General features: G+C 46.1%; 24 protein-coding genes. 13 read left to right on the top strand and 11 right to left on the bottom strand.

Features of this window, described 5'->3' with window-relative positions; all coding sequences use genetic code 11:
* Positions 1-97: 97 nt before the first annotated feature.
* Positions 98-628 (top strand): preQ(1) synthase, encoded by a 531-nt coding sequence (gene queF, locus G9U52_RS11705; RefSeq protein ID WP_166149667.1) that lies wholly within the window; start codon positions 98-100, stop codon positions 626-628.
* 118 nt (positions 629-746) lie between these two features.
* Complete coding sequence (locus tag G9U52_RS11710) at positions 747-2,312, top strand: MDR family MFS transporter (RefSeq protein ID WP_166149670.1); 1,566 nt, start codon at positions 747-749, stop codon at positions 2,310-2,312.
* A 17-nt stretch (positions 2,313-2,329) separates the two neighbouring features.
* On the opposite strand, the gene nagZ is transcribed toward G9U52_RS11710, so the two are convergent.
* Positions 2,330-3,643 (bottom strand): beta-N-acetylhexosaminidase, encoded by a 1,314-nt coding sequence (gene nagZ, locus G9U52_RS11715; protein WP_166149672.1) that lies wholly within the window; start codon positions 3,641-3,643, stop codon positions 2,330-2,332.
* 129 nt (positions 3,644-3,772) lie between these two features.
* Between nagZ and G9U52_RS11720 the strand changes: the two genes are divergently transcribed.
* Entirely contained in the window at positions 3,773-4,414 is a 642-nt protein-coding gene (locus G9U52_RS11720) for a 3'-5' exonuclease (protein ID WP_166149674.1), read from the top strand.
* A gap of 66 nt (positions 4,415-4,480) precedes the next feature.
* On the opposite strand, the gene G9U52_RS11725 is transcribed toward G9U52_RS11720, so the two are convergent.
* Positions 4,481-4,645, bottom strand: a complete 165-nt coding sequence (locus tag G9U52_RS11725; protein ID WP_166149548.1) for a hypothetical protein — start codon at positions 4,643-4,645, stop codon at positions 4,481-4,483.
* A gap of 238 nt (positions 4,646-4,883) precedes the next feature.
* Between G9U52_RS11725 and G9U52_RS11730 the strand changes: the two genes are divergently transcribed.
* Both G9U52_RS11730 and G9U52_RS11735 read left to right on the top strand, forming a co-directional pair.
* The gene (locus G9U52_RS11730) at positions 4,884-5,189 is read left to right on the top strand and encodes a hypothetical protein (RefSeq protein WP_166149676.1); all 306 of its coding nucleotides are present in this window, start codon (positions 4,884-4,886) and stop codon (positions 5,187-5,189) included.
* A gap of 192 nt (positions 5,190-5,381) precedes the next feature.
* On the top strand, positions 5,382-5,954 hold the full coding sequence (locus tag G9U52_RS11735) for a stalk domain-containing protein (RefSeq protein ID WP_166149678.1): 573 nt from the start codon (positions 5,382-5,384) through the stop codon (positions 5,952-5,954).
* A 49-nt stretch (positions 5,955-6,003) separates the two neighbouring features.
* Here G9U52_RS11735 and G9U52_RS11740 read toward each other — a convergent pair whose 3' ends face one another.
* From G9U52_RS11740 to G9U52_RS11775, 8 genes are all read right to left on the bottom strand, one after another.
* Positions 6,004-7,188 carry a class I SAM-dependent methyltransferase gene (locus G9U52_RS11740; protein ID WP_166149680.1) on the bottom strand — a complete coding sequence of 395 codons (1,185 nt, stop codon included), beginning with the start codon at positions 7,186-7,188 and terminating at the stop codon, positions 6,004-6,006.
* Positions 7,189-7,287: 99 nt separating this feature from the next.
* Entirely contained in the window at positions 7,288-7,932 is a 645-nt protein-coding gene (locus tag G9U52_RS11745; RefSeq protein ID WP_166149682.1) for a hypothetical protein, read from the bottom strand.
* Between the two features lie 587 nt (positions 7,933-8,519).
* Positions 8,520-9,032: a Rieske (2Fe-2S) protein gene (locus G9U52_RS11750; protein ID WP_166149684.1), complete on the bottom strand. Its 513-nt coding sequence runs from the start codon at positions 9,030-9,032 to the stop codon at positions 8,520-8,522.
* Positions 9,029-10,165: an amidohydrolase family protein gene (locus tag G9U52_RS11755; RefSeq protein WP_166149686.1), complete on the bottom strand. Its 1,137-nt coding sequence runs from the start codon at positions 10,163-10,165 to the stop codon at positions 9,029-9,031. Before G9U52_RS11755 ends, G9U52_RS11750 begins: the two co-directional genes overlap by 4 nt.
* Before the next feature lie 135 nt (positions 10,166-10,300).
* A complete protein-coding gene (locus tag G9U52_RS11760; protein ID WP_166149688.1) occupies positions 10,301-11,221 on the bottom strand; it encodes an AraC family transcriptional regulator in 921 nt (306 codons plus the stop codon).
* A gap of 89 nt (positions 11,222-11,310) precedes the next feature.
* Positions 11,311-12,279 (bottom strand): peptide-methionine (S)-S-oxide reductase MsrA, encoded by a 969-nt coding sequence (gene msrA / locus G9U52_RS11765; RefSeq protein WP_166149690.1) that lies wholly within the window; start codon positions 12,277-12,279, stop codon positions 11,311-11,313.
* Positions 12,280-12,512: 233 nt separating this feature from the next.
* The gene (gene cysI / locus G9U52_RS11770; protein WP_166149692.1) at positions 12,513-14,237 is read right to left on the bottom strand and encodes an assimilatory sulfite reductase (NADPH) hemoprotein subunit; all 1,725 of its coding nucleotides are present in this window, start codon (positions 14,235-14,237) and stop codon (positions 12,513-12,515) included.
* A gap of 65 nt (positions 14,238-14,302) precedes the next feature.
* Positions 14,303-16,168 (bottom strand): assimilatory sulfite reductase (NADPH) flavoprotein subunit, encoded by a 1,866-nt coding sequence (locus G9U52_RS11775; RefSeq protein ID WP_166149694.1) that lies wholly within the window; start codon positions 16,166-16,168, stop codon positions 14,303-14,305.
* Positions 16,169-16,443: 275 nt separating this feature from the next.
* Between G9U52_RS11775 and G9U52_RS11780 the strand changes: the two genes are divergently transcribed.
* The 7 genes from G9U52_RS11780 to G9U52_RS11810 all read left to right on the top strand — a co-directional run bounded on the left by G9U52_RS11780 (position 16,444) and on the right by G9U52_RS11810 (position 23,586).
* Complete coding sequence (locus G9U52_RS11780; protein ID WP_166149696.1) at positions 16,444-17,223, top strand: SDR family oxidoreductase; 780 nt, start codon at positions 16,444-16,446, stop codon at positions 17,221-17,223.
* 157 nt (positions 17,224-17,380) lie between these two features.
* On the top strand, positions 17,381-18,634 hold the full coding sequence (locus G9U52_RS11785) for an NAD(P)H-binding protein (RefSeq protein WP_166149698.1): 1,254 nt from the start codon (positions 17,381-17,383) through the stop codon (positions 18,632-18,634).
* A gap of 218 nt (positions 18,635-18,852) precedes the next feature.
* Positions 18,853-19,617 (top strand): phytanoyl-CoA dioxygenase family protein, encoded by a 765-nt coding sequence (locus G9U52_RS11790; RefSeq protein WP_166149700.1) that lies wholly within the window; start codon positions 18,853-18,855, stop codon positions 19,615-19,617.
* Positions 19,618-19,640: 23 nt separating this feature from the next.
* Positions 19,641-20,471, top strand: a complete 831-nt coding sequence (locus tag G9U52_RS11795) for an AraC family transcriptional regulator (protein ID WP_166149702.1) — start codon at positions 19,641-19,643, stop codon at positions 20,469-20,471.
* 172 nt (positions 20,472-20,643) lie between these two features.
* Positions 20,644-20,871, top strand: a complete 228-nt coding sequence (locus G9U52_RS11800; protein WP_207952931.1) for a hypothetical protein — start codon at positions 20,644-20,646, stop codon at positions 20,869-20,871.
* Positions 20,872-21,016: 145 nt separating this feature from the next.
* The gene (locus G9U52_RS11805; protein ID WP_166149706.1) at positions 21,017-23,053 is read left to right on the top strand and encodes a hypothetical protein; all 2,037 of its coding nucleotides are present in this window, start codon (positions 21,017-21,019) and stop codon (positions 23,051-23,053) included.
* Positions 23,054-23,064: 11 nt separating this feature from the next.
* Complete coding sequence (locus G9U52_RS11810; RefSeq protein ID WP_166149709.1) at positions 23,065-23,586, top strand: hypothetical protein; 522 nt, start codon at positions 23,065-23,067, stop codon at positions 23,584-23,586.
* 102 nt (positions 23,587-23,688) lie between these two features.
* On the opposite strand, the gene G9U52_RS11815 is transcribed toward G9U52_RS11810, so the two are convergent.
* Positions 23,689-25,404 carry an ABC transporter ATP-binding protein gene (locus tag G9U52_RS11815; RefSeq protein WP_166149711.1) on the bottom strand — a complete coding sequence of 572 codons (1,716 nt, stop codon included), beginning with the start codon at positions 25,402-25,404 and terminating at the stop codon, positions 23,689-23,691.
* A 221-nt stretch (positions 25,405-25,625) separates the two neighbouring features.
* On the opposite strand from G9U52_RS11815, the gene G9U52_RS11820 reads away from it, so the two are divergent.
* Complete coding sequence (locus G9U52_RS11820; protein WP_166149713.1) at positions 25,626-26,246, top strand: SCO family protein; 621 nt, start codon at positions 25,626-25,628, stop codon at positions 26,244-26,246.

Below are 26,246 nucleotides of genomic sequence, written 5' to 3' on the forward strand. Positions count from 1 at the left end.
TTTCTTTTTAATTTGATGTTTCTCTCCGTTGAATAAAATGATAGGATAATGACAGTTTACACATAAAAGCAAGTATACAAAATGGAGGATGATCACTATGGACAACTATCAAGGCAGCAAAGGTACAGAATTCGGAAGAAATGAAAGCGAGCTTAAGGGAGTAAGCCTGCTTGGAAACCAAGGAGTAGCTTACCCTTCCACATACAACCCGGAGATTCTCGAAACCTTCGTGAATAAACATCAGGACAATGATTATTTCGTCAAATTTAATTGCCCTGAATTTACAAGTCTGTGCCCCATGACCGGACAGCCCGACTTTGCCACCATTTACATCCAATATATGCCTGATATCCATATGGTTGAAAGTAAGTCGCTTAAGCTATACCTGTTCAGCTTCAGGAACCATGGCGACTTTCATGAGGATTGTGTCAACATCATCATGAAGGATCTTATCCGATTGATGGATCCCAAATACATTCAAGTGTGGGCGAAGTTTACCCCGCGGGGTGGCATCAGTATCGACCCTTTTGCCAACTATGGGCGCCCGGATACAGAGTACGCCAAAGTGGCCAAAGATCGTTTATTTGCACACGACATGTACCCTGAGCACATCAATAACCGCGGTTAAAGTATAGTTGCAGATGGAATACTGACATACTACTGTCAGTATTCATGGTTTATGCTTAGGTTAATGGTTCTTCCGCGACCGCGGCTTAAGTGCCTACACCCAATCAGGAGGATTAATTATGTCCGCAACTTTACCAAACCGTCCCACGCCTTCAACCAGCTCGACTCCAACCAAAAGCAATATCGGCGTTATTGTAGCTGCGCTTTTGCTCAGTATTTTGATGGCCTCCATGGACAATACGATTGTGGCCACAGCCATGGGCACCATCGTCGGCGACCTCGGAGGCCTGGACAAGTTCGTATGGGTCACTTCTGCTTATATGGTAGCTGAAATGGCGGGAATGCCTATATTCGGAAAGTTATCCGATATGTATGGACGCAAAAGATTTTTCGTCTATGGACTGATCATTTTTATGATAGGCTCCGCGCTTTGTGGTACTGCGCATTCCATTATAGAGCTCAGCATATACCGCGCGATCCAAGGCATTGGCGGCGGTGCGCTTATCCCCATCGCTTTTACGATTATGTTTGACTCCGTCCCCTTGGAAAGCCGTGGTAAATTGGGCGGTTTGTTCGGAGCTGTATTCGGGATGTCAAGCATTTTTGGTCCACTATTAGGCGCATATATTACCGATTATATCCATTGGAACTGGATTTTTTACATCAATCTGCCGCTTGGGCTGCTTGCTCTTGTATTGATTGCTAGCTTCTATAAGGAATCGCATGAGCATTCGAAGCAACGAATCGATTGGGGTGGGGCTGTTACGCTGGTTGGAGCCGTTATTTGCCTCATGTTCGCGCTGGAGCTTGGCGGAAAGGAATATGCTTGGGACTCTACCTTCATTATCGGCTTGTTTGCCGGATTTGTAGTGTTAGTGCTCGCCTTTATCAGGATCGAACGGCGTGTGGCCGAGCCGATTATTTCTTTTGCCATGTTTACCAAACAGCTTTTTGGCTCCAGCACGTTGGTTGCCATGTTTGGTGGAGCTGCCTTTATTACCGCTTCCGTGTATATTCCCATTTTCATCCAGGGTGTACTTGGCGGAACGGCAACAAATTCTGGTCTAGTGCTGCTACCGATGATGGTTGGTTCTGTGGTGACCGCAACCTTAGGCGGATTTTTGATGAATAAAATAAGCTTTCGCTCCATCATGATCCCGTCTACACTTCTCTTAGTCGTGGGTTCCATCCTGCTCTCCACGCTGAACGCAGAATCGACCCGTTTCATTGTGACCTTCTATATGGTCATTGTTGGCCTTGGCATTGGCGCCTCCTTCTCGGTACTAAGCAATGCTGCGATTCATTTGTTCGCTCCCCGACAGCGAGGTTCGGCTACATCTACGCTTAATTTCGTGCGCTCGCTTGGCATGACGCTTGGGATTACGATCTTTGGCATTATCCAGAGCCATAGCTTCGCGAACAAAATGAAGGAAGCACTTTCCGGAAATACAGCATCACAGGGCCTCTCCGACATGGATCCGCGAAGCCTGCTGTCACCTGCGACCCGAGTGCAAATTCCGACGGATGTGCTAAATAAAATTACGTCCGCCCTTTCCTCCTCCATTTCCTACACGTTCATGTGGGCGATCATTCCCGCTGTACTTGCCTTACTATTCACTTTCACCATGGGTGGGGAGAAATTGGATCCCCATGCCGAAGAAGGGGCACCCTCAGGCGGCCATTGATCGATGGCACAACCGGCTTATTTATGAAAATACTCATCCAGAAGCTGGTTGGCAGCGGCATTTAATTGTTGAATATCAGGTGTTGTAGGAGATAAGTCCTGCACCTGATATTTGTACTTTAAATGGATAATGCGGGCAAGGCTTTGATCAATCATCTCGATACGAATGCGGTTCTCCTTAACCGCATTTCGAAGCGCCTCAATGACGGAAACCACCTTATCATAATCATGCGCGACCATCACTACATTCGACCCTGCCAGCACCGATAGCACAGCCGCTTCACCAAGCTCGTAATTGGTCGCTATAGCTCCCATGGTCATATCATCGGTCATTACCAGCCCGTCAAAGCCCATCTCCTTGCGCAGTAAATCCGTTATGATCTTCTTGGACATGGATGCCGGATATTGCTCATCAACCTTGGGCAGCAAAATATGAGCTACCATAACCGCATCTGCTTGTTGGCTGAATGCCTCTGCGAACGGCAAAAGTTCCAGCTTGCGCAGCCGCGCCAGATCATGCTGGACAACGGGCAGTCCGACATGAGAATCGACAGATGTATCCCCATGTCCGGGGAAATGCTTGACGACTGGCAGCACCTGCTGTGCCTGTAGGCCTTTCATTACTTGAATGCCCATCGTGCCGACAATGGAAGCAACGGGACCAAAAGCGCGGTCGCCTATGACCGGGTTATTCGGATTGCTGTTAATATCTAAAACCGGTGCAAAATCGACATTTAAGCCATAAGCACTTAGCTCCTGACCGAGCACATTACCTACCCCATAGGCAAATTCCTTTTGGTTCGTCTTGCCTACCTCTTTGCTCGGAGGCATTTTTACGATGTCACCAGGCAGCCTTGTTACCTTGCCGCCTTCTTCATCCACACCCAGCCAGAGGGGCAGCTTATTTCCTCTGTTAGTTTGCTTTAAAGCATTCACCAGCTTGATTAGTTGCTTGGAATTTTCTATATTAGGTTTATATAGAATGAGCCCACCTACATGGTATGCTTCAAGCAGCTCCATCGTTTGCGGACTCCTATCGGTTCCATCGATTCCGGCAAAAATCATTTGCCCAAGCTTTTCATCAAGGGTTAGCTGTTGAATCATGTCCTGTATAGGATCAGGAGAAGCGACGGGCATAGGCGTCTTATCCGGTATTTGGGGTTGCACGGGTATTACTGCTTGTGGTGCTGTAGGAGCAGGGATAGCCGCTATAGGCTGCTCAGGCGATCGGATGCCATGAGTGCAGCCACTCAATAGGCTAGAGCACGCACAACCCACTAGGCTCCATCTCGTCCATTTTTTGACCCAATCTTTCTTAAACAATACGCTCATGATGTAGTCACCTTCTTGGAAGTATTAGGATATTTCAAAAATTGTTAACCGCGCTACATACTGGATTACATCCATTGTGGTATATTTATCTTAATTGTTTTTATGAAAGGATTGGATTAGGTGGCAAGCTTGAAACTTATTATACATGATCTTGAAACGATTAAAGCGGGACGTAGGCAAAACGGAGAATGTATTCAGATCGGAGCAGTTAAGGTTTTATTGGAGAATGACCAGTTTCAGGTCGTGGATACTTTCGATTCGTATATTAAGCCTAGAAGTCCACTTGATGCTAGCACCACCAAATTTACTGGTATTACTATTGCGCAGGTTGAACGCGCTGAATCGTTCCCAACCGTCAAAGATTTATTTTTGGATTGGATTGGGGAAGGCGAATATTATTTGCTTTCCTGGTCATTAAGTGACCGTGATATTTTTTTGGATGACTGCCGCAGGCATAAGCTGGAAACCAACTGGCTCAAAAATTATAATGATATTCAAAAAATGTTTATGCTGCGATTCGGGCTTGAACGCAGTATTAGTCTGGTGGCTGCGCTCAAACAACTGGAAATCGAACCTGTTGAGGCTCTCCATAACGGGTTAACCGATGCTTTATTAACCTATCAAATTCTCCTTAAAATATTCCAACCGAATAATCCCATATTTACAATGAATAAAAATGAATTCGTGGAAGGTTATGTTGAAGAAATCGTCTTGCATGAGGATTTTAAAACGAACCCCTTTGCTAAATTGGGCAATTTATTTGGCAACTAAGGTATAGCTGAGTTATAGACCCTTGTCCTGCTAGTTTATTGGGACCAGGGTCTATTCACCTTTTCATTACTTAATCAGCCTAAGCTTGATCGCTTGCTCCTCGGTTAGTATAAATTCCTCGTTAGGCCATATTTCCTCGTCGTTATCCCTGCCAAAAAGAATAATAATGTCCTCCCATATCCCCTTTTCCATCGCTTCGGATGCCGAAATCATAATTTTGATTGCTTCCACCTCCCCATTTAGCTTTTGCACATACCCGAAATTTCTACAAGACGACAAAATTCAACCTATTATTTTCATTTTCACAAAATATGCTCACCTTAATACCTTGTGACTTACTATTTTCAAAAAGATTGCTTTACTCTGTTTGAACATTTATGAGGCTGGGTAAATAAAGAATAGCTGGATGAGAAGAACCAGAGAAAAGAAATACATAATAAAAAAAATAAAAAAAATGGAGTGATTTAAGATGAAAAATTTTAAAATGAAATTGTCCGTACTAGTGGTAGCAGCAGCAATAATGGTTCCTTCCGTGGTGGGTGCCGCAACAGAAACAGCAACACCAGCTAACTTGTTGAACACACCTAACGTTAGTACATCAGCAACCCCAACGACTGCTCAATCCATCGGCGAAACTAACATCAGAGGCATTTTTGTTCCTGGTAACTTTGTAATCAATGCTGATACTAGAATTGCTTATATACTTGGCGGTGTAGGTCTTGTCGTAGTTGATAAATCAACTGCTTTGCCAACTACTTCTTATTACATTAACTAAATAGTCTCGTGTAGGCACCTACCGAACTTTTAAATCCTTACAGCTTATCAAGATGACTCTTAAGATCCTTTAGGAGTCTTCTTTTTTTATGAGGATTTCCCAGCAAATTCTAAAACAATTTTTACCTTTTGTCGTAACATGCTATAATCTAGTAATAACAAAAACTAGCAATAATCATATGGAGGTTAGATAATGAAAAAAATGATCTTGGGTTTAGTCATTGGCATGATGATTGGTTCTATAGCTACTGCCTCTGCAGCTTCACTAAGCGAAGTAACTGCGGTATTTGCAAATTTTATATTTAAAGTTAATGGACAAGTTAAGCAGCTGGATCGGGATACGACACCACTTGTATATAATGGCTCTTCCTATTTGCCTGTTCGCGGAATGGCAAACCTTGTGGGGTTTGATGTCGATTATAACACGGAAAGCCGGACTATTGAGCTGAAGGAGCGTCCGTTTATTCCAATTCCTAAAGTTGAACCTGTTGATCTTACCAAATGGGTGTCCTTGCTGGATCTAAGCTATGCCGGAATAAAAACTACCGTTTCCCCGGGAACCTCCCAAATTAAAATCGAATACGGAACGCAAAACTTTGTGTTTGAGTTACCGAACAATACTAATATCGAGAAGACCTCGATAAGCTCGCCTGGCGAGATTAAATTGCTAATCAGTGATGGCACGACTTACTTAAATATCATGGATTTACAAAGATTGAAATTACCTTTCAGCAATCCTACCCCTGCCACCCCTGTTCTGAAGTAATGGGGTCTGAGCCTATCTAAACGCCCAAGCCTATTGGGCGTTTTTCTTTTCACTTAGCATCCATATACATATGGTCCCGGGTTAACAAAAGCTCATTGTTAGTACCGCTGGAAAACAAAATTTGATGAATATGCAAATCTCCTGTACGAAAAAACGCTGCGCAGGACTGGAGATACAGCCTCCACATCCGGGTAAACCTCTCATCGAACATCTTTTGCACTTCGTCGATCGAGCTTTCGTAGCGTTCTGCCCAATGATCCAGCGTGTTTGCATAATGCAGCCTTAAATTTTCAATATCCAAAACATGAAAGTTATAATCGGGAAGCAAGTTCACAATTTCTCTTAAGGAAGGAATATAGCCGCCAGGAAAAATATACTTCTGAATCCATGGGTCTGTTGGTGCTTCTTTAGCGTGGGTGATGGTATGAAGCAAGGAAAGCCCTTTATCGGCCAGCATCGAATGAACAGCCTCCATAAAGACGGGAAACTGCGTTTGGCCCACATGCTCGAACATCCCTACCGAAGCGATTTTATCGAATTGCTCTCCTCTTGCGGCAAGATCCCGGTAATCAACTAATTCAACCTCCACTAGGCTGCCCAAGCCCTGCTCTGCTATCCGTTCAATCGTTTTCTTATATTGCTCTTCACTTAATGTGATACCCTTAGCTTTCACTTTATATTGCTTTGCTGCCTGAATAATAAGCCATCCCCAGCCGCTGCCTATATCCAGAAGCGTTTCCCCCGGCTTTAGCTGAAGCTTTCTTAGCACATGGTCTATTTTCTGTAGCTGGGCCTGCTGAAGGGTGTCTTCCTTGGAACGGAAATAAGCACAAGAATAGCTCATCGTCTCATCTAGCCATAACGAATAAAAAGCGTTGCCGATATCATAGTGGTGCTGCACATTGTTTTTTTGCTTGCTTTTAGTGGTAAACTTGCTCAAAATCGATGAAAAAACGCGGCTCCAAAGCTGTTCCGTATTTTGCGAGGCTAACCTGATTACGTCCTCGATCCTGCCTTCAATCTCAATAAGGCCATCCATATATGCCTCACCAAATGACATGACCGGCTCTTTAATAAAATCGACTACCGAAAGCTTCTCCTTAATAATCAGGTTAAAACGGGGGCTCTCTCCACCTTCTCCCCCATAGGTAACAACGCTACCATCCCAATAATTAATTTGAAAAGGTACAGACTTCATTCCGGCAAAAAAACGATCCAATAATTGTTTTTGCATATTCGCCATCTCTCTTTCAGCCTTATTATGAAAAACGAGATTTAAGCTTTCTCTGCTCTATTATTACTGTCCGTTACTAAATATATTCGAAAATCCTTTTTAAAATTCATCGTTCATTTCTTTTTTATATGAAGCATATAGAAAATAGATTAAGAGCAGAATCACAATGGATCGAAGAAGCAAAATAAAATAACTATCCGTAAACGCAAAGCTTAAAGAAATACTATACAAAATGGCTAGAAGGATCACGGAAAAACAAAAAATGTGAACAGGCAGGTGAATGCTTTGGTGCCTTGAAATAAATGTAAAGCCTATTCGAGATAAATGTAAATAGGCAGTAAGCATTAAAACGATAGAAATGATAATAAGGGCATCACCAAATATCGGCATATTTCTTAAAATAACAATTGAATCTTTGAGTGCAAATTTATTTTGTATATACATATAAGCTTTTTCAATAATGCGACATATTTCATAGCTGTAAATAATCATTATGGCTGCATGGATCCATTTGAATTTGAGAAATAGCTTAAAGCCTACAACTCCAAAGATGAGTTGAATAAGGGGAGCCAAAAATGAGAGCTCTAACCTTTGAATTGCCAAAGTGACCAGTATCATCATACCTGTTACTTGCCCTATTTCTTTCCAATAGGTGGCGGGTTTATATCTAAATAATACTAGAGCCAGTGAGCAAGTGACCAACCAAAGCAATGCACTTATGACCAAAATTTGTATGATTGACAAGGAGAACACCGATCCTTTGATTTGTCATAAGCCGCCGCTTAATTTACCTACGGATAATTCTATAATTCAGTCCTCCAAGATTACAATAATTTATGGATAATTTCAACAAATAAATCTAGGATTGGAATGACCTCTTGGAAAGGTTAAAAAATGTACGTTGATAAGGTTTTAAAAATAAGAAACCCATACGTTGGTGCGTTGGCGAGCACATGGGTATGGGGTTCCAGCCGTTGTTGAAGTCGTATTCCCTTTATTAGACGAGTCGGTGGGAACACGACTTCAAAAGACGGCCCGCAGGCTTTCCACCCCACACCCATGTCCTCTTTTCAGCTTTTAAGGCTGACTTCTACTTTTTTTAAGGTCTAAACCTTTGCCAGCGTATGATGGAGCAATGGCGAGATGGCATCCCCGTCCAGATTGTACCACAGCTCGAATCGTCTGCTTGGAAACAAAGTCCATTGGAAGCATTGCGCTGGAGCGAACCTGAACCTGCTCGAACAGCGCAATAGGCTATCAAAAAAAAAGCAGCAAAGCCCAACTTTCACTGGGTTTTGCTGCTTTTCTGCTATTCATTAGCTTGCATACTGTTACATATGCACGATTACGGCGCCATCCTCGACGGATACATCGAACTTTTCAACGGCTACCTCTTCGACTGTTACCTCGTAGGATTTAATTCGCACTTCCGGGTCAACAATCTGGCAGCCGGTTTTAATGTCAAATTCCCATTGATGCCAAGGGCAACGAATGATCTCCCCTTCCCGCTCGTATTCGAAGCGGCCGGGTGCGGATGAGACCACCAACGGCTTGGTCAAGCCTTTGCACAGCTCTGCACCTTGGTGGGGGCAAATATTGCGCAACGCATAAAACTGCCCATTAAGATTGTATACACCAAGGCTGCGCCCACCCGCCACAACGATCTTGTGGGAGCCTGGCGGAATCTCCGATACCAGGCCGATCTTATGCTTATGCCCTACCGCTGACTTGGACGTAGCAATGGACTTCGTTGACCTGCTGGCTGGTGTGGATTCTGCGGAATCACCAAACTTTGTGGGTAGTTTGGATGCTGTAGATTTTGCGGACTCTGTAGGTTGTGTCATTGCTTCTGCCCGTCGCTTTCCGCCTTACGAGGTGGCAGGTTATAGATCGCAGCCGCATTTTGGTAAAACACACGGTTCCATAGCTCATCCTCCAGCTTCGGTAACGCTTTCAATGGGGAATCGAAATCCCAATGCGGATAGTCGCTGCAGAACATCATCGTTTCCTCAGCGAAGATGCTGTCCATCATCTGATCGAATACTTGGCGATTGGGTGTGATCTCAATCGGCTGTGTCGTAACGCGCACGTTGGTGCGGAAATATTCGCTTGGCTTTTTCTTCACCCATGGTGTTTGTACGCGAAGCGCTACCCAATCCTGGTCAAGCCTCCATAAAAAAGGAGCAAGCCAGAACACACCCGCTTCCTGCAACACCACCTTCAAGGTCGGGAAGCGTTCGAACACCCCTTCAAAAATAAAGCTGGCCAGATGCGCCATCATGACCTGCGGGCGGGCAGCCCGTGATTCAATATAGTGGGTCACATACCCAGCTCCGGTTGTCGGAGCATTCACTCCGCTACCTTCGCCGCCAACGTGAATGGTGAATGGCAGATTATGGCGGACACAGGCTTCATAAATCGGGTAATAAAAGCGATTACCATAAGGAAATATCGAGCCGCTTGAGACGAGGACCTGCGCAATATCAGCCCTTCCTCCGATACGGTCAATCTCCTGTGCAGACAAATTCGGGTCCTGCTTGGGAATAAATATCGAGCCTTTGAGCCTACTGTCCTTCGCCAGCCAATGCTCAATGGTATAATCATTAGTGGCCGTGCATAGCGCGGCGGCATAATCATGGTTCAAGATACCATGCATACCCATACCCTCACCTGTCAGAATGCCATACTCCACATGATGAGGATCGAGGTGATGCGCTTTCATATAGCTCAGGTCACTGCCAGCCGGTCCGCCTTCTGGCGGGAACGAATCGACCATCCTGCCACCTACGCCTCCGTTAAAATGCATACCACCCGGCAAGCCAGATCCATACGTATCCACTAGCTCGCGGTACTCACGCGGCAAATAGGGCTTTATCACATCCATCCCTGTGTAGTGGTGAATGTCGCAGTCGATAATTGATCGCTTTAGCTTTGGCTTTATTGCTGTTGTTTGCTGTCCCATATCAGTAGCTTCCATTTCCTACTCCTCCAATCATATAATGATCGTCTTGTGAATAAGTTCATTATATAGCTGGGGAACTGGAATAGATTGCCGATGTTTGACGCGTTTCTAATCAATAATTGACATTTCAACGGCAAACCTATCATGCTGTCAGCCGTTGCTCTGTGTTTCCAGCAAACGTTGGCGGTATGCCGTAGGTGTCTCCTCGGTCAAAGCTCGAAAATGACGGCTAAAATGGGACGACGATGGAAAGCCGATTATAAAAGCAATCTCCGTTATCGAAACATCGGAGGTCTCCTTCAGTAAACGCTTTCCTGCAGCAACCCGTTGCAGCAGCACATATTGATAGAAGCTGATATTCATCTCCTTCGTAAAGCTTCTGGTTAAATGCTCTTCACTTACCGCGAACTTCTTCGCTACCGTTTTTAGTGTCAGCTCCTCGGCCAAATTATTGCATACATAGTCCGAGCAGAGCTGGACAAGATCATTTTTCCTGCCTTTCATTGGCGGTGTTATTTGATTTCCAGCGTTTCCCACATTCTCTACAATGGCTGTGCTCCTTTGCAGGAAGGCCGTAACCTGCAAAACATAAGCCAGCGCCATCCGCTCCCAGCCAATCTCACGAGCACTCAGCTCTTGGCGCAGCCCCTTGCACATCACTTCCATTTCCTGAAATTGCTTAGGCGTCAGTGAGAAGGTTAGGCAGGAATGCTCGGGCACCCAGCCAAAATCGATCAGCCGGTGTAGGCTAGGCAACACATCATGCTCAGCCTCAGCGAAATTGATACAAATGACCGCACGTTTATAGGACGACTTGGAGATCATCTGGTGGGGAACCGTTGCTCGAAAGACAACGACAGACCGCGGCGATTGTAATAATACCTGCCTGCCGACAACTAAGGTTCCCTCCCCTTCCTGTGTAATGTGGATCTCCAGACCAGGCTGATAATGGTAATTGGTTCCTTTTATCCATTCATTAAATCGCAGTAAAATCGGAAATCGATTCAGTGTATTTTCGATATCCGCATTCCACTCTAGCTGGTCATTATTCAAGTAATGCTGCATGTCCATAACCGTAAGTTCTCCAATCCGTTGAGCTTCATCTCTTCTCGCAAATTATATACCGCTTTGCCATAAGGGAATAACCTGTAAATCCCCACTCAACAAAGGCTCTTATATTCCCCATAACCTTCCTTATCTAATTGTTCTATCGGTATAAAACGCAGCGCGGCCGAGTTAATTCGGTAGTGGTCTTTGACAGGCTCGGGTCCGTCGTAAAAATAGTAGCCTAGATGGGAATGGCTCAGCCTGCTACGCACTGCCGTCCGCGCATGTCCATCGCTCAAATCCGCTTCCTTGCGAATGTAACCTTCGTGAATAGGCTTAAAGAAGCTTGGCCAGCCAGTGCCCGAATCGAATTTATGCTTCGAGCTAAACAGCGGATCACCACTAATGACATCGACATACAGCCCAGCGCTATAATGATCCCAATAGGCGTTCTGATAAGCGGGCTCGGTTGCTCTATTTTGCGTAACTTCATATTGTTGCCCTGACAGCTGCTTGCGTAATTGCGCTTGATCCTTCTTCGTGTTCCAGCTTCGTTTTGTGAAATCCTCACGCCCTGAGCCTTCCATGTACAGCTTGTAATTCATAACTTGATGTTTGTAGTAATGTTGATGGTAATCCTCAGCCACATAAAAATTTCCTGCTGGTATAATCTCGGTTACTATCGGAGCTTTGAAACGCCCACTTGCCTTAAGCGCTTGTTTGGAGGCCTCCGCTTTCCTTCGCTGATCCTCATTATGGACAAATATGGCGGTCCGATACGAAGAGCCGCGGTCATAAAATTGCCCGCCTGAATCTGTAGGGTCAATCTGCTGCCAGAAAAGCTCCAATAGCCGCTCATAAGTGAACACGTCTGGCTCAAACGTAATTTGCACAGCCTCGGCATGCCCTGTCAATTCTGTGCTTACGTCATCGTATGTCGGATTTTCTGTATGCCCGCCTGTATAACCCGATAGTACCGAAACAATGCCTGGCAGCTTGTCAAAGGGCTTGACCATACACCAAAAACAGCCCCCTGCAAAGGTCGCAAGCTGTTCACCTTTTTCCGCTTCAACACCTTCCAACTTACCCACCTCCGATAAAAAAGCTAAAAGCAAGCAAATTGAAGCCTAAGCCACATGCCTGTTTGCGTATATGCTTAAAAGTTGTGCGGTAGCTTCTGAGTAATACCATAGCTTCTGATATGTACGTATCGTATCGTTTACCTTCGATAATTACAAGAAAAAGACCGCACTATGGCGGTCTCATCCTTTACAAGAATGCGTCAACGCACTCTTATTTATTTGTAGCGCCCAGCTTAAGCGTGGAAGTTGGTTCCGTCAGTAACCGCTTGGATATAACCAGCACGGATTACAAAATCACCAAAATGCTCACCAGCAAGACGATCCTGTGCATACCGATAAAAGATGGGCTGCAAGGTTTGCAGAATTTCGTTTTCGTCAATATTTTCACGGAAAAGCTTATTCAGCCGATCTCCAGAGAAGCTTGCGCCCATATACATATTGTATTTGCCGGGTCCCTTGCCTATGAACGAAAGCTCAGCCAAAGCAGGTCTAGCGCAGCCATTCGGACAGCCGGTCATGCGAATGACGATTTCCTCTTCACGCAGGCCAACCTCTTCCAGAATAAGCTCTAGCTTGCCTAGAAATACAGGCAGGTAGCGCTCCGCTTCGGCCATCGCCATCCCACAGGTTGGCAAGGCCACACAGGCCATTGAATTTCTCCGCAAGGCGGAATGGTTCAAACCATCCGTAAGCCCGTACACATTGGCTAGCTTTTCAATTTTCTTCTTATTCTGGTTGGTTACGTTAGCAATGATCAGGTTTTGGTTCGCCGTAAGCCGGAAATCCCCCGTATGAACCTTGGCAATTTCACGTAATCCCGTCATTAATGTGCTGCCGTCTTCATCATCAATTCGACCGTTTTCAACCATAATAGTAAGATGCCAGTTTTTGTTGCTTCCTTTAACCCAGCCATAACGGTCGCCGTTGCTGTCAAACTGGTAAGGACGTGTTTCCTGAAGTGACCAGCCCAGTCTTGAGCTCAGCTCACTTACGAACCAATCGATTCCACGGTCATCAATGGTATATTTGAAACGAGCATGCTTCCGTACAGAGCGATCCCCGAAATCACGTTGAATCATAACCGTCTTCTCAGCTACATCGACGATTTGCTCAGGCAAGCAAAAGCCGATAACTTTAGCCAACTGTGGATAGGTCAGATCGTCTCCATGAGTCATCCCCATGCCTCCACCAACTGCAACGTTAAAGCCTTTGAGCTGGCCGCCTTCGTATATAGCAATGAAGCCTAAGTCTTGGGAAAAAACATCTACATCGTTAGATGGTGGCACGGCAATTCCGATTTTGAATTTACGCGGCAGGTAAGCAGGACCGTAAATCGGTTCTTGCACTTCTCCGGTATCCTGGCTATCCAATATCTTCTCACCATCGAGCCAGAGCTCGTGGTAAGCTTTAGTCTGTGGTGAGAGATGCTCACTTAACCGCTGAGACCAAGCGAATACCTGAGAGTGAACCTCAGATTGATAAGGATTAGGGTTACACATAACATTGCGGTTTACATCGCCGCAAGCAGCAAGAGTAGTTAACAAGGAATCGTTAATTTCCTTCATGCCTTCCTTCATGTTCCATTTGAGAATGCCATGGAACTGGAAGGATTGTCTAGTGGTCAAACGAATGGAGCCATTGGCATATTTCTGGCCAATACGGTCCATAACCAACCACTGATCTGGAGTAACGACACCACCGGGCGCGCGAACACGCACCATGAACTGGTAAGCCGGCTCAAGCTTTTGACGATGGCGTTCGTTACGCAAATCGCGGTCGTCCTGCATATAGCTGCCGTGAAATTTCATCAGGCGGTTATCATCCTCAGGAATCGAACCGGTGATCAAGTTTTCCAGCGTTTCTGCAAGATGCCCCCGTAAATAATTACTATTGAGCTTAATATGCTCTACCTCACTGTGCGGAGCACCATTTGGGGAAACCAGTGTTTCATGTGCCATTGTGCTATAACTCCTCTCGCTTACTTCATAAATCTGTCTCTAAGCTTCCATCTCTGGCTAGCCTTTTAGTACACATCACGCTGGTAACGCTTCTGCTGCTGCAGATCTACCAGATACGCCAAAGCCTGCTCTGAACTCATGCCGCCTTCACGCTCCAGAATCGTCGCCAAAGCAGCGTGGACATCATGCGCCATATTTTTCTCATCGCCGCATACATACACATAAGCGCCTTCTTCCAGCCATTGGTACAACTCGCGGCTTTTCTCCAGCATCCGGTGTTGTACATAAACCTTTTGGGCAGTATCACGGGAGAAGGCAACATCCATTCGCGTCAATGCACCCTTTTCAAGCCACTTTTGCCATTCCAGCTGGTACAGGAAGTCTGTAAGGAAATGCTGGTCCCCATAAAATAACCATGATTTTCCCGCAGCGCCGATTTCATTACGTTCTTCAACGAAGGCGCGAAAAGGAGCAACGCCTGTGCCGGGGCCGATCATAATGATAGGTGCATCCGGGTTGGCGGGTAGCTTAAAGTTCGGATTTTGATGAATGTAAATCGGCAGGGTGTCCCCTGGCTGGATTCGCTCTGCAAGCTGCACGGAACAGACGCCATGCCTGTCGCGTCCATGCGCAGCATAACGCACAGTACGGATCGTCAGATGTACTTCATCCGGATTAGCTTTGGAGCTGCTGGCTATCGAATAAAGGCGAGCAGGCAGCTTTCGCAGGATGGCTACAAAATCGGCAGCCGATCCTTCCCACGGGGAGTAATCCTGCACCAAATCCAACAAATCTCTTTCTTTGATATAGGCTCTAAGCTCTTGCTCACGAGCCGGCTCCAGAAGCTGCTTCAATTGAATATTAGACGAAAGCTTGACCGCTTGCTCCAATAAAGGCTTCGTTAGCACCGTAATTTCGAAATTACGCAGCAAAGCCTCACGCAATGGACGCACATCGCCGGTTTTATTGACAGCTACTGGCTCTTCAGGGTTCCAGCCTAATGTGCTAATCAGTGTGTCCACCAGCACGGGACTATTCTCCGGATAGACACCTAAGCTGTCGCCGGGCTCATATTGAAGGTTGGATCCCTCTAGGGATAGCTCAATATGGCGGGTTTCGCGGCTTGAGCCTCGACCATTCAGATTCAAATTTTCCAGAACCTCAGCTCCAAATGGGCTTGTCCTTGAATATCCCGATCCCTCTGCTGTTAATCCGTTTTCAACCGCTTGCGTCACTTCCGACACAAGAGCTGAAAGCTTCATCGTCTCACTTAATAGATTGCCTACAACATTACCAAACCACTCAGCGGCTGGTTCATCGTAATCCAAATCGCAATCGACACGCGGGGTAATTTGCTTACCGCCTAGCTCTTTCAAGCGCTCGTCGAAATCCTTGCCGGTTTTACAGAAAAACTCATAGGAGCTATCTCCCAAGGCCAATACGGAATATGATAAATCCTCGAGCTGAGGCGCTCTCTTACTATGGAGGAATTCATAGAATGGCAGGGCATTATCCGGCGGATCTCCGTCACCATGGGTACTGACAACAAGCAGCAGGTTGCTGATCTTCTTTAGCCCGTTGGGCTTAAAGTCGCTCATGGATGAGAGCGAAACCTGGAATCCTTGCGCTTGCAGCTTGCCCGAGAGGTCTTTGGCTAGCCTTTGTCCATTGCCGGTTTGCGATCCAAAAAGCACGGTCACTTCTTTGGAAATGACAGGCTGGGCAACAGCGGGGACCGCTTCAATAGCGACAGAAGCCGCTTGTTGATTAACTCCAATAATCCCAGTTGGAGCTGAAGATGGCGTTCTGTTAAAAGCAGCGATATAGCCACTCAGCCAAATTTGTTGGGATTCCGTTAGTGTGGGCAGTAGCCGATTTAAAAGCTCTACTTGCTCCTGATTAAAAGGGCTGTTCATAACCTGAAGTTGCAACGATTTTTCCACCTCACATGATATTGTAGCGATCATAAAACATAGTATCCATATAGAGTATTGGCCACTACACCAACCTATCATAACAGTCTTAGTGGGTCAAATAAATTAAAATGATAAATAAATGGCATAAAACGAAATTATATGGTGAAAAAAAGAACTACTATCAAGTACAGCATGGCCATTCCTTTCTCATGTGCACGACGCTCCTACCTTAAAACATGGTATGATAAAAGAAAAGGCTGCTTAAAGCATCCATCACTGGAGGATATACCATGAGCATAAAAGATAAATTCAACTTACAGCAGTACACAACAATTATTACGGGCGGGGCTGTAGGCTTGGGAAAAGCCATGGCTGGAGCTCTCGCCGAAATGGGCTCTAATCTTGTTATAGCCGATATGAATAAAGCTAACGCTGAATCCACTGCGGAGGAGCTTCGCACCCAATATGGGATACGCGTACATGTCGTAGAAGCAGATGTGTGCAGTCCTGAAGATGTACTGCGGGTTCAGGAGGAAACTATCCGTGAATTTGGACGAATCGATGTCTTGATCAACAATGCCGGTATTGTCAGAAACGCCAAAGCGGAGGATATGAGCTATAAGGATTGGTCGGACGTATTAAATGTAAACCTAAACGGCGTCTTTTTGATGTCCCAATGCATCGGTCGGGTGATGATCCAGCAGCAAAAAGGCTCCATTATCAACATTTCCTCAATGTCCGGCCTGATCGTGAATACGCCGCAATGCCAGATCGCCTATAATGTCTCCAAAGCCGGAGTCATCTCATTGACCAAAACCTTGGCTGCCGAATGGGCACCGCATGGCATCCGAGTGAACACGATTGCTCCCGGCTATATGAAAACGGAGCTAACGGAGCCTTTTTTCAAAGAAGGCGGCGCGCTGATTGAACGCTGGATGGGGATGACGCCAATGGGACGTCCCGGGCTGCCGGACGAGCTTCAAGGCATCGCCGTCTATTTGGCCTCGGAAGCGTCCTCCTACACGACGGGAGGCGTATTTACTGTCGATGGCGGGTACACAGCTTGGTAGGAGGCTTTGACCTTTTAAAGAAAGCCGGAAAGCACCCTATAACTGGTGTCTCCCGGCTTTTTTTGTGTTTATTTCGCACATGCTCCCCCTTCGCTGTTACACTACTTAAATAAGAGTACTTCCATACATAATCTGATATAAGTTGGAGGCAGCACAGATGGAGAAAATCGATGAGACAATCAAACGCCCTACGATCGCTTTAACGGGTGCCGGTGGATATATAGGGCATAACCTGCTGAAGCCATTAACAGAGCATGCTGATGTTATTGCCCTATCGAGGCATGTTGACGACCGCGAGACCATGAAGCATGTGGAGTGGCGCTCTTGCGATTTCTTTTCGATGGATGATGCCGAAAAAGGTCTGGAGGGTGCCGACTACGCGGTTTATTTGATCCATTCCATGCTCCCTTCCGCCAAGCTGACACAAGCCAAATTCGAGGATATGGATGTTATACTTGCCGAGCATTTTGGGCGTGCCGCGCTCAAAAATGGCGTGAAGCAAATTGTATATTTAAGTGGAATTCTTCCTTTAGACACGAAGAAAAACGAGCTCTCCCGCCATTTGCGCAGCCGGCTAGAGGTTCAACAAATATTGGAGTCGTTTGGCATTCCAGTAACGACGATTCGTGCCGGTCTCATCGTGGGACCAAAGGGCTCATCCTTTCCTATCCTCGCCAAGCTGGTTAAAAGGCTGCCGATTATGATATTGCCCAAATGGACACGTACACAAACGCATCCGATTGCGCTCTCCGAGGTGCTGAATGCACTAAAACATAGCATCGGCAATGAAAACCTGTCGGGAAGAGCCATTGATGTCGGAGGTCCGGAGGTGATGACCTATCAGGAAATGCTGAAGCAAACCGCTGAAGTGATGCACAAAAAACGATATTTTTTCACGGTGCCCTTCTTTTCCGTCATGCAGCAGCAATCCAAGTCCAACAAGCAAGCGATGAAATCAGATGTCCGCTCTGTGCAGCGGATGATTTTGCCAGAAGGTAAAGATGCCAATTGGGCAGCCACCTATTATTTATCCTGGCTCTCAAGCTTTGTTAAACCGTTTATTCGGACGATGCTTGATGACGCGGGTAACTGTCGAGTCTATATGTTATTTAGCCGCCGCCCTTTGCTGGAGCTTACGTATTCCCACATAAGAAGCACACCAAGCTGCACAGTTTACCAAATTACCGGCGGCTCCTTCGCGAATACCAATGATGGGCACCATGGAAGGCTTGAATTTATGCAAATCCCCGGATCGAGGGAATGTATCGTGGCGATTCACGATTATATGCCCTCCTTGCCTTGGTTCGTTTACCGCTTCACACAGGCTAAGGCGCATGTCTGGGTTATGTACGCCTTTAGGAAAAACCTGCTTCGTCTGATTCGGCAGCATGACAATCCTACCATCACTTAATGGAAGGAATATCGTTGATATGGTCTTCCCTTTCGCTCCGCCCAAACCACCTTCGCTTATTAAAAATCAGCGTTTTGTGCTATCAATAATTGTTTTGATTGCTTATGGTCACCGGGCTCAAAGCCGTACAATATAACTGCAAGCCGTACAAGGCAAGCAGCCTTTAGGAGCCGCTAGCACGGCGAGCAGCAACCAAACAATATTCGGAGGCGATACGTTTGATTACAAAAGGAAGTCCCTTCTCCCTGCAGCAATTTCGCGAGGAAGGCTACAGCGGACCCACACAAGGTCTGAGTCTACAGGAGGCCGATCAGTATTACAACCATTTCTTCGAGACGGCTGGGCAATCCAAATTCGAGCCAGGACCGGTGCAGACGAGTTTATCCGCTTGGCATCACAAGCATCGCTGGGCCTATGAGCTGGCTACACATCCCAGCATTGTTGAGGCGATGAAGCAAATTTTGGGCGATGATATTGTGCTCTGGGCAATGCAATTCTGGTACAAGGAGCCGAACAATGGTAAGTTTATACCATGGCACCAAGATATTAATTATTGGCCGATGGAGCCAGCGATCAATGCAACCGCTTGGGTTAGCTTGGGCTGGTCGATCCTCGAAAACGGCTGCCTGCGGGTCATTCCCGGTACCCACAAGTCTGTGGTGCCTCATGTTGCTACAGGAGATAGCCAAAGCCTATTCGAGCAAGGGCTGCCGCAGGCTGCCATCGATGAGTCCCAAGCTGTGGATCTGGAAATGTCACCCGGACAAATCGCTTTTTTCAATGAAGCCACCTTTCATGGCTCCTTAATAAACAGCTCCAATATTCCCCGTGTAGCCTTCTCAGTTCGTTACACAACACCAGAGGTTCAATTTCTAATGGACGAATGGGGTGGTGATACGAGCCGAATCCGTACTTTTCTGGTACATGGGGAAGACCATTTCAAACGCAATGAATCGATCCGTGGCCTTGTGCCTAGGGAATAGGCACAATTGAGGTGGCAACCGTAATGAATTCCTATCAATTGATGATTGATTCCTTGCAAGTACGATTTTTGCACATCAAATCGTATGCTCTGGACTATCATTGGCATGCTGCCAAGCGGACGCTCCACCATTCCGTGTTGTGGTATGTCGAGCAAGGAAGCTTTTATCTGACGTTAGACGAGATTTCCTATACTTGCCAGGAGGGGCAGCTTTGTGTGTTGCCTGCGAATGGGGAAATTAGCTATCGGGCGATTTCGGATGAGCTGCGAATTATTAGCATAAATTTTGATGCCGAAATTTCCTTTTTAAGTGATCGGAGCTGGGAGCATGTACTAAATATCCCTGTAATTTTTGAGGCGGGAGCTGCGGAACTTCAACCGTTGGTGGGCGAAATGCTTGACCATTCAGGTGTTGCTTCCCCTTTCCTGTCTCTTTTTATGCAGTCGTCCCTGCTGCGTATTTTATATGTAGTCTTGCAGCAAAGCATGGCAGATCCCGTTGCTGCCTCCTTCCAACGAATGGATGAAAGAATTCATACGATTATCCACTACCTGCTAGCCCATCCCGATCAAATGCCAGAAGTGGCCCAGCTCGCTGACCTGGTTTCACTAAGTGAATCCCATTTACGGAAATTGTTTATCCAGTATACCGGACAAGCTCCGCTGCATTTCATTCATCGCTTGAAAATCGAACAAGCCAAAAAGCTGCTGGCTGCCAGCACCAAAACCATTTCACAAATTTCCTATGAGCTTGGTGTGCATCATGCGAATTATTTTACCCGCTTGTTTAAAGCCAAAACCGGCTTCACCCCGCAGCAGTACCGCCAGCAATTTGGTATGTGGCTAAATGAGTGAAGCCTCCATTCATTATAAAATGTGACCATTCATCAGCCCCGCTGATCTAATTACTGTAAATAACAATTAAAGATCTGCACATATGCAGATGTTAAATTGGAGGTCACAGAGACTGTATTTGACGGGACCCGCGCTGTATTTCTGGTCGATGTTACAGCACCCAATTTGGTCAATGGCCAATTGGATACCGAAAAAAATGGTCAAGCTTAGCAATGCTATCGAAAGTGTTATTTTCAAAGTAAATGGTAAAACCCAAGCTAATCCTGATTCCCGTTTATTAGGATTATCCTATAATGGTGCCGGAGCCGCACACCCTTATGAAGATGATATTAGCGAAATACCGCGTGAGGGCCAATATATTAAAGAGCTGGAAATGAAGATTGAGCTTTCTGCTCCATAATAATCTTATATGGGACAGCAAACAGATAGTTGATTTCGTCAGCTATCTGTTTTATTTATATATCGGGATGCTTTAAATTCCCCCTTCCCATTTGCCATTAATACTTATAAAATTATAGCAACAACAGTGTAAAGGAGTTACCTGAATGCAGGATAGATCAAGACGCCTTTCTCGACGTACAGCCTCCGGATATTCCACTCCGCAGCAGGGGAACCACAATGTTCCAGACGCTATGGCCTCTACAACCGGTATATCTTCAGCTGCCGGCATTATGCAATTACAGCGTTCTATAGGAAACCAAGCAGTTGGTAGAATGCTGGCAGACCAACGTATTCAACGAATCACGTCCCCTCCGATTGTTACGCCACCCACAGATCCAAAGCTGCCTGCCATTTTGCCTAATTCTAAGGCGGTTGCGATGAAATCATTAATGGGTGCGCATATGCGTGACTATGATAAGCAAACGGATCCATCAACAAGTAGCGAGACATATAACGTAGCTGAAGATAAGCCGATAGGCTCTAAAATCTCTTATCGCGGCGAGTTTGAGGTTTATGAAATTACGGATCAAACCGGTTTATGGAAATTGGCCAAATTCGAGGGAAAGCACGGCTTTGTCCGTATTAGCAAGGTCGGTCCTATGCGAGGTCTTTCCGGCGCGAGGGATAAACTAGCGGAGATCAAGGCACAGAATCTACTAAATCCACCGCCGATAGTTCCGGCACCTGCGGATGATCGCAATACCATCGATGACGGGTTAGAGAGTGCTGGCCAAACTACAGAAGTGTTAGGTACAGGTCAAGGTGGCGTAAAAGAATCTTATGATATGCGTGCCGATGCTTTAGAGGATGTAAAAGGCCAGGAAGCTGCCAAGGAGAGCCTAGAAATGGAGAGTGCCAAGCTTGGCATGGCAACTGCTCCTGGCGAAACGCTGCTCGCCGGGCTTAACGGCATCGTAGCGATGAAGAAAATAATCGATACGGCCCGGGATACCGACATGTCCAAGACGGAGAAAGGGTTCAACATTACGGAAGGTATCATCGATACGGGCAAATCGCTGCAAAAGGGTGTAGAGAGCACCTCAGGCTTTGCCGATAATATTGGCAAGCTTTCTGGAAGCACGGTCAAAGGCGCGGAAGCGGTTAGTGATTGGTCAGGTTCCGTAGGGGAAGCGATCTCTGCCATCAAGAGCTCGTTCAGCATAGTCAGGAATATATATGATGTCTTTAGTAAAACGTTCAGCAGTGAGGGCATTAGCGCCGATGAGGTAGTTAGCGCCGGCATGGAAGTCCTCAGCAATGGCCTTCAAGTGGCCCAGTCCGCAGTCAAGACCGTCAAAGCGATCCTCGATATCCTCAAGGTTGGCTCAGCAGGACTGGCACAAGCGATTCCGGGCTTGGGCATTGCGATCAGCGGCATTATGATCACGATCAAGGTATACAAGATGATTAAATCCTCACTTGCTACCTATCGAATGACCAAAGCCAAGCGAGAGTTTAAAGATAAATATAGCAGTAAAGACTATGTAGGAGCCCAGCAGTATACGCTATTTGGCAGGAATCTTTGGAAGTCCTTTAATCCTGGTACAGATTCGGGCAAGCTGCTGAGCCGTAAGCAGGAATTAATAGCTAAGGGAACGGCCGCCACCGAGCCGGAGAAGCTGGAGTTAAATGATATTCAGGAATATGAGGTCGCCAAAGAAATTAAATATATCAACCAGAAACGATTGGCAAGAGCAGGCATTCAAATCGGGCTGGAAATGACCAATATAGCCGGGGATATCGCTACTTTGAGTGGAGTCGGAGCCCAGGCAGGAGTGCCGCTTAAGGCAGTGGCTGCTGGCGCTGGCATTACCATGAGCTTAGGGCGCAAAGCCAAACAATTCGGCCGGGACCGTGCAGCCAAGCCTGGTGCATGGAAGCTTACCAAAATGGTGTTTAATGAGGGTAAATCCTCCACACTCAAGCATCAGAAAAGAGTGGAACAAACGAACATCATTCTGGAGATGATTACGAATCTTCCCGAGTATAAGCCTAGAGATGCTGATATTAAAAAACAATACAAACGTGTAGAGAACTTCATTTCGAGCTGCGGTGTGAACCCGATTGAACTGTATAGGCTTAATGGAAATGTAGAAAAGCAGCGGGCATTGCTGATCAAAAGCATGAAGAGTCGTGAATAGGAGGGCCTAACATGAATACGAATAAACAGGCAAGAGATCTGGCAGAGCTTGGCTTTTTGCAGCAATATTTCAAGGAAGCCGGACTGGAGTCCGAGGTTATTGACCCTTCCGAGGAGGTGCCCATTGGCACACTGCTTGTGCCCTTAACCAAGGACAGCCAGCAGCGGGATCGTTATCTAACCTTCAACTTCGTACCTTCCTTAGCTCATGAGGGCATCGAGCATATTCGGCTGCTGCAAATATACACGCAGATTCCAGTAAGCTTGGTGGACGGGAGCCTTGAGAAACTGGAGAAGCTGCTGCTGGCGATCAACTGCCATCTGGCGATTGGCCACTATAGCATTCGTGAGAACCAAGAACTCCATTACCGGTATGTGTGGTGTACGTCCAGCGGTCATTTAATTCCCAAGGAGCAAATATTGGAAATAACGGATTTGTTCATATTGATGCTCGATACGTTCGGAGGCATGATCGACAGTGTCGCGTCCGGACAAACAGAGCTATCTGAGGCACTAGCCTTTCTAGAGCAATAAGTACGGATTACATAAAAAAGCACCTCTGATTCCACGTAAATAGTGGAGCCTGGGGTGCTTTTTCTATTCCGATCATCTGGAGGTTTGCCGCTTTCTATTTACCTACCTGCTATATTGCGCCTGATGCAGCTTACTGTAAACCCCACCGGAGGCTACTAATTCCTGATGCTTGCCCTGCTCAGCGATTCCGCTCTCATTGACAACTACAATGCGGTCGGCATTTTTGATCGTCGTAAGCCGATGCGCAATGACCAAGGTTGTGCGTCCCACGGATAGCTCGGACAACGATTTCTGGATCGCAACCTCTGTTTCCGTATCCAGCGCCGAGGTTGCTTCATCCAAAATCAGAATCGGCGGATTTTTCAGGAACATCCTCGCGATTGAGAGACGCTGCTTCTGGCCGCCAGATAGCTTGACGCCACGCTCCCCGATAACCGTATCCAGTCCGGCGGGCAGCTTGCTGATCAAATCCTCAAGTGAGGCTCTTTTAGCTGCCTCCACAATTTGCTCCTCTGTGGCGTTCAAGTCGCCGTAAGCAATATTTTCCCTAATCGTGCCCGAGAACAGGAATACATCCTGCTGGACAATGCCGATATGCTTGCGCAGCGATTCGAGCTTGATCTGCCTAATATCGACGCCGTCTACCGTAATATGGCCTGCATCCACATCATAAAATCTAGGCAGCAAGCTGCATATCGTGGTTTTCCCGGCTCCCGATGGTCCTACAAAAGCTACCGTTTCACCAGCATGAATCGTCAGGTTGATATTGCTCAGAATTTGGCTGCTTTTCTCGTAGCCGAAAGAAACGTTGTGGAAACGAATCTCCCCCTCCACCCTCTTCAGTTCAACCGCGTCAGGCACATCGGCAATATCGGGTTCTGTATCGAGAATTTCGACATAGCGCTTGAAGCCTGCAATCCCTTTGGGATAGGTTTCAATGACCGCATTAATTTTCTCAATGGGCCGAAAAAACACGGTGGAAAGCAACAGAAACGCCATAAATTCACCCATTTCCAGCTTCCCTTGTATAAAGAACCAAGCCCCGCAAATCATCACGAATACGGTAATAAGGCGCATCATCATATAGCTGATCGAGATGCTTTTTGCCATTGTTTTATAAGCAAGCAGCTTAGTTAAGCGAAAGTTTTGGTTATCGACGGCAAATAGCTTGTTCTCATGCCCTTCGTTAGCAAAGGATTGAACGACACGAATCCCACCGACGTTGTCTTCGATCCGGGCATTAAAGCTGCCCACATTGCGGAATAATTGCCTGTAGGTTTTCGTCATTTTTCCACCGAATACGATAATGAGCCATGCCATAAATGGGATAATAATAAAGGTCATTAACGCCAGCTCCAGATTAATGTAGGCCATCAGCGTGAATGCACCTACCAAGGTCATAATGGCAATAAACACATCCTCGGGACCATGATGGGCTACCTCGCCTATATCATTAAGGTCCGTCGTTATATGTCCAATCAAATGCCCTGTTTTATGATTGTCAAAAAAGCGGAACGACAATTTCTGGATATGACCAAACATCTTTCTGCGCATATCCGTCTCAATATTAATGCCCAGCATATGGCCCCAATAAGTAACTATGTAATTCAAAACCGTATTAAGTGCGTAAACCGATAACAAACCGATGCAGGCAAAAACAATGACCGGCCAATTTTGCCCTGGCAGCAAATCATCGATAAATTTACTGACAGCAAGCGGAAACGCTAGCTCAAGCAGCCCTGCGATAAGGGCGCATATAAAATCCAGCAAAAACAATCCTTTATAAGGCTGGTAATATGAAAAAAAACGACGAAGCATTCCTGATCACTCTCCATATAGTCTTTTAAAAATTGGGAAATATCACTAATATCTGACAATCGTTCGTTAGTTCCGTACTAAGTATAGGTTACATTATTTATTTCCACAATATGTTTTTGTGAGCTCTAGCCCTTTTGAGTTATGGGTAGTTCCCTGTCTCGTATGCTATAATGATATCGATTTATACATACAAAGGGATTCTACATGGAGAGAGGCAGCCTATGAAACCATTTTTACAAAAGCATGGATTTAAACTATTGGTTACCCTAATGTTAGTCGCGCTTGTTGGCAGTGTTATATCCTGGGTTACCCAAAGCCCCACCTTGCCCGTACTCAAGCAAGCTCCCAACTTTACACTTAGCAATCTGGACGGTCAAAAGGTCAATTTAAACGATTCCAATGGAAAGGTTCGTTTAGTGGAATTTATGTTCACTAGCTGCCCAGACATTTGCCCCATGACCACCTTCAATATGGTCAAGCTTCAGGAAGAGCTTAGGAAAACGAATCAATGGGGCAGCGAGGTACAGTTTCTATCCATTACCTTCGACCCTCTTAAGGACACACCGAAGGTGTTGAAGGAGTACGGGGACCGCATGCGGATCGATTATAGCGGATGGACCTTGTTAACCGGAACCGAGGCAGAAACAGCGGCAGTAGCCAAGGATTTTGGAGTGCTGGTGCAAAAATTACCAGATGGACAATTCGTCCATACGGTTACCTCTTTGTTTTTAGTGGATGGCACGGGTAAAATTCGCAAAATATTCGCAATGGGCGACCAAATGGACAATGCTGACATAATAAAATCGATCCAGCAAATTGCTGGATCGAAGTCGAAATCTTAA

Source organism: Paenibacillus agricola, from assembly GCF_011440305.1.
GTDB classification, from domain to species: Bacteria; Bacillota; Bacilli; order Paenibacillales; family NBRC-103111; genus Paenibacillus_S; species Paenibacillus_S agricola.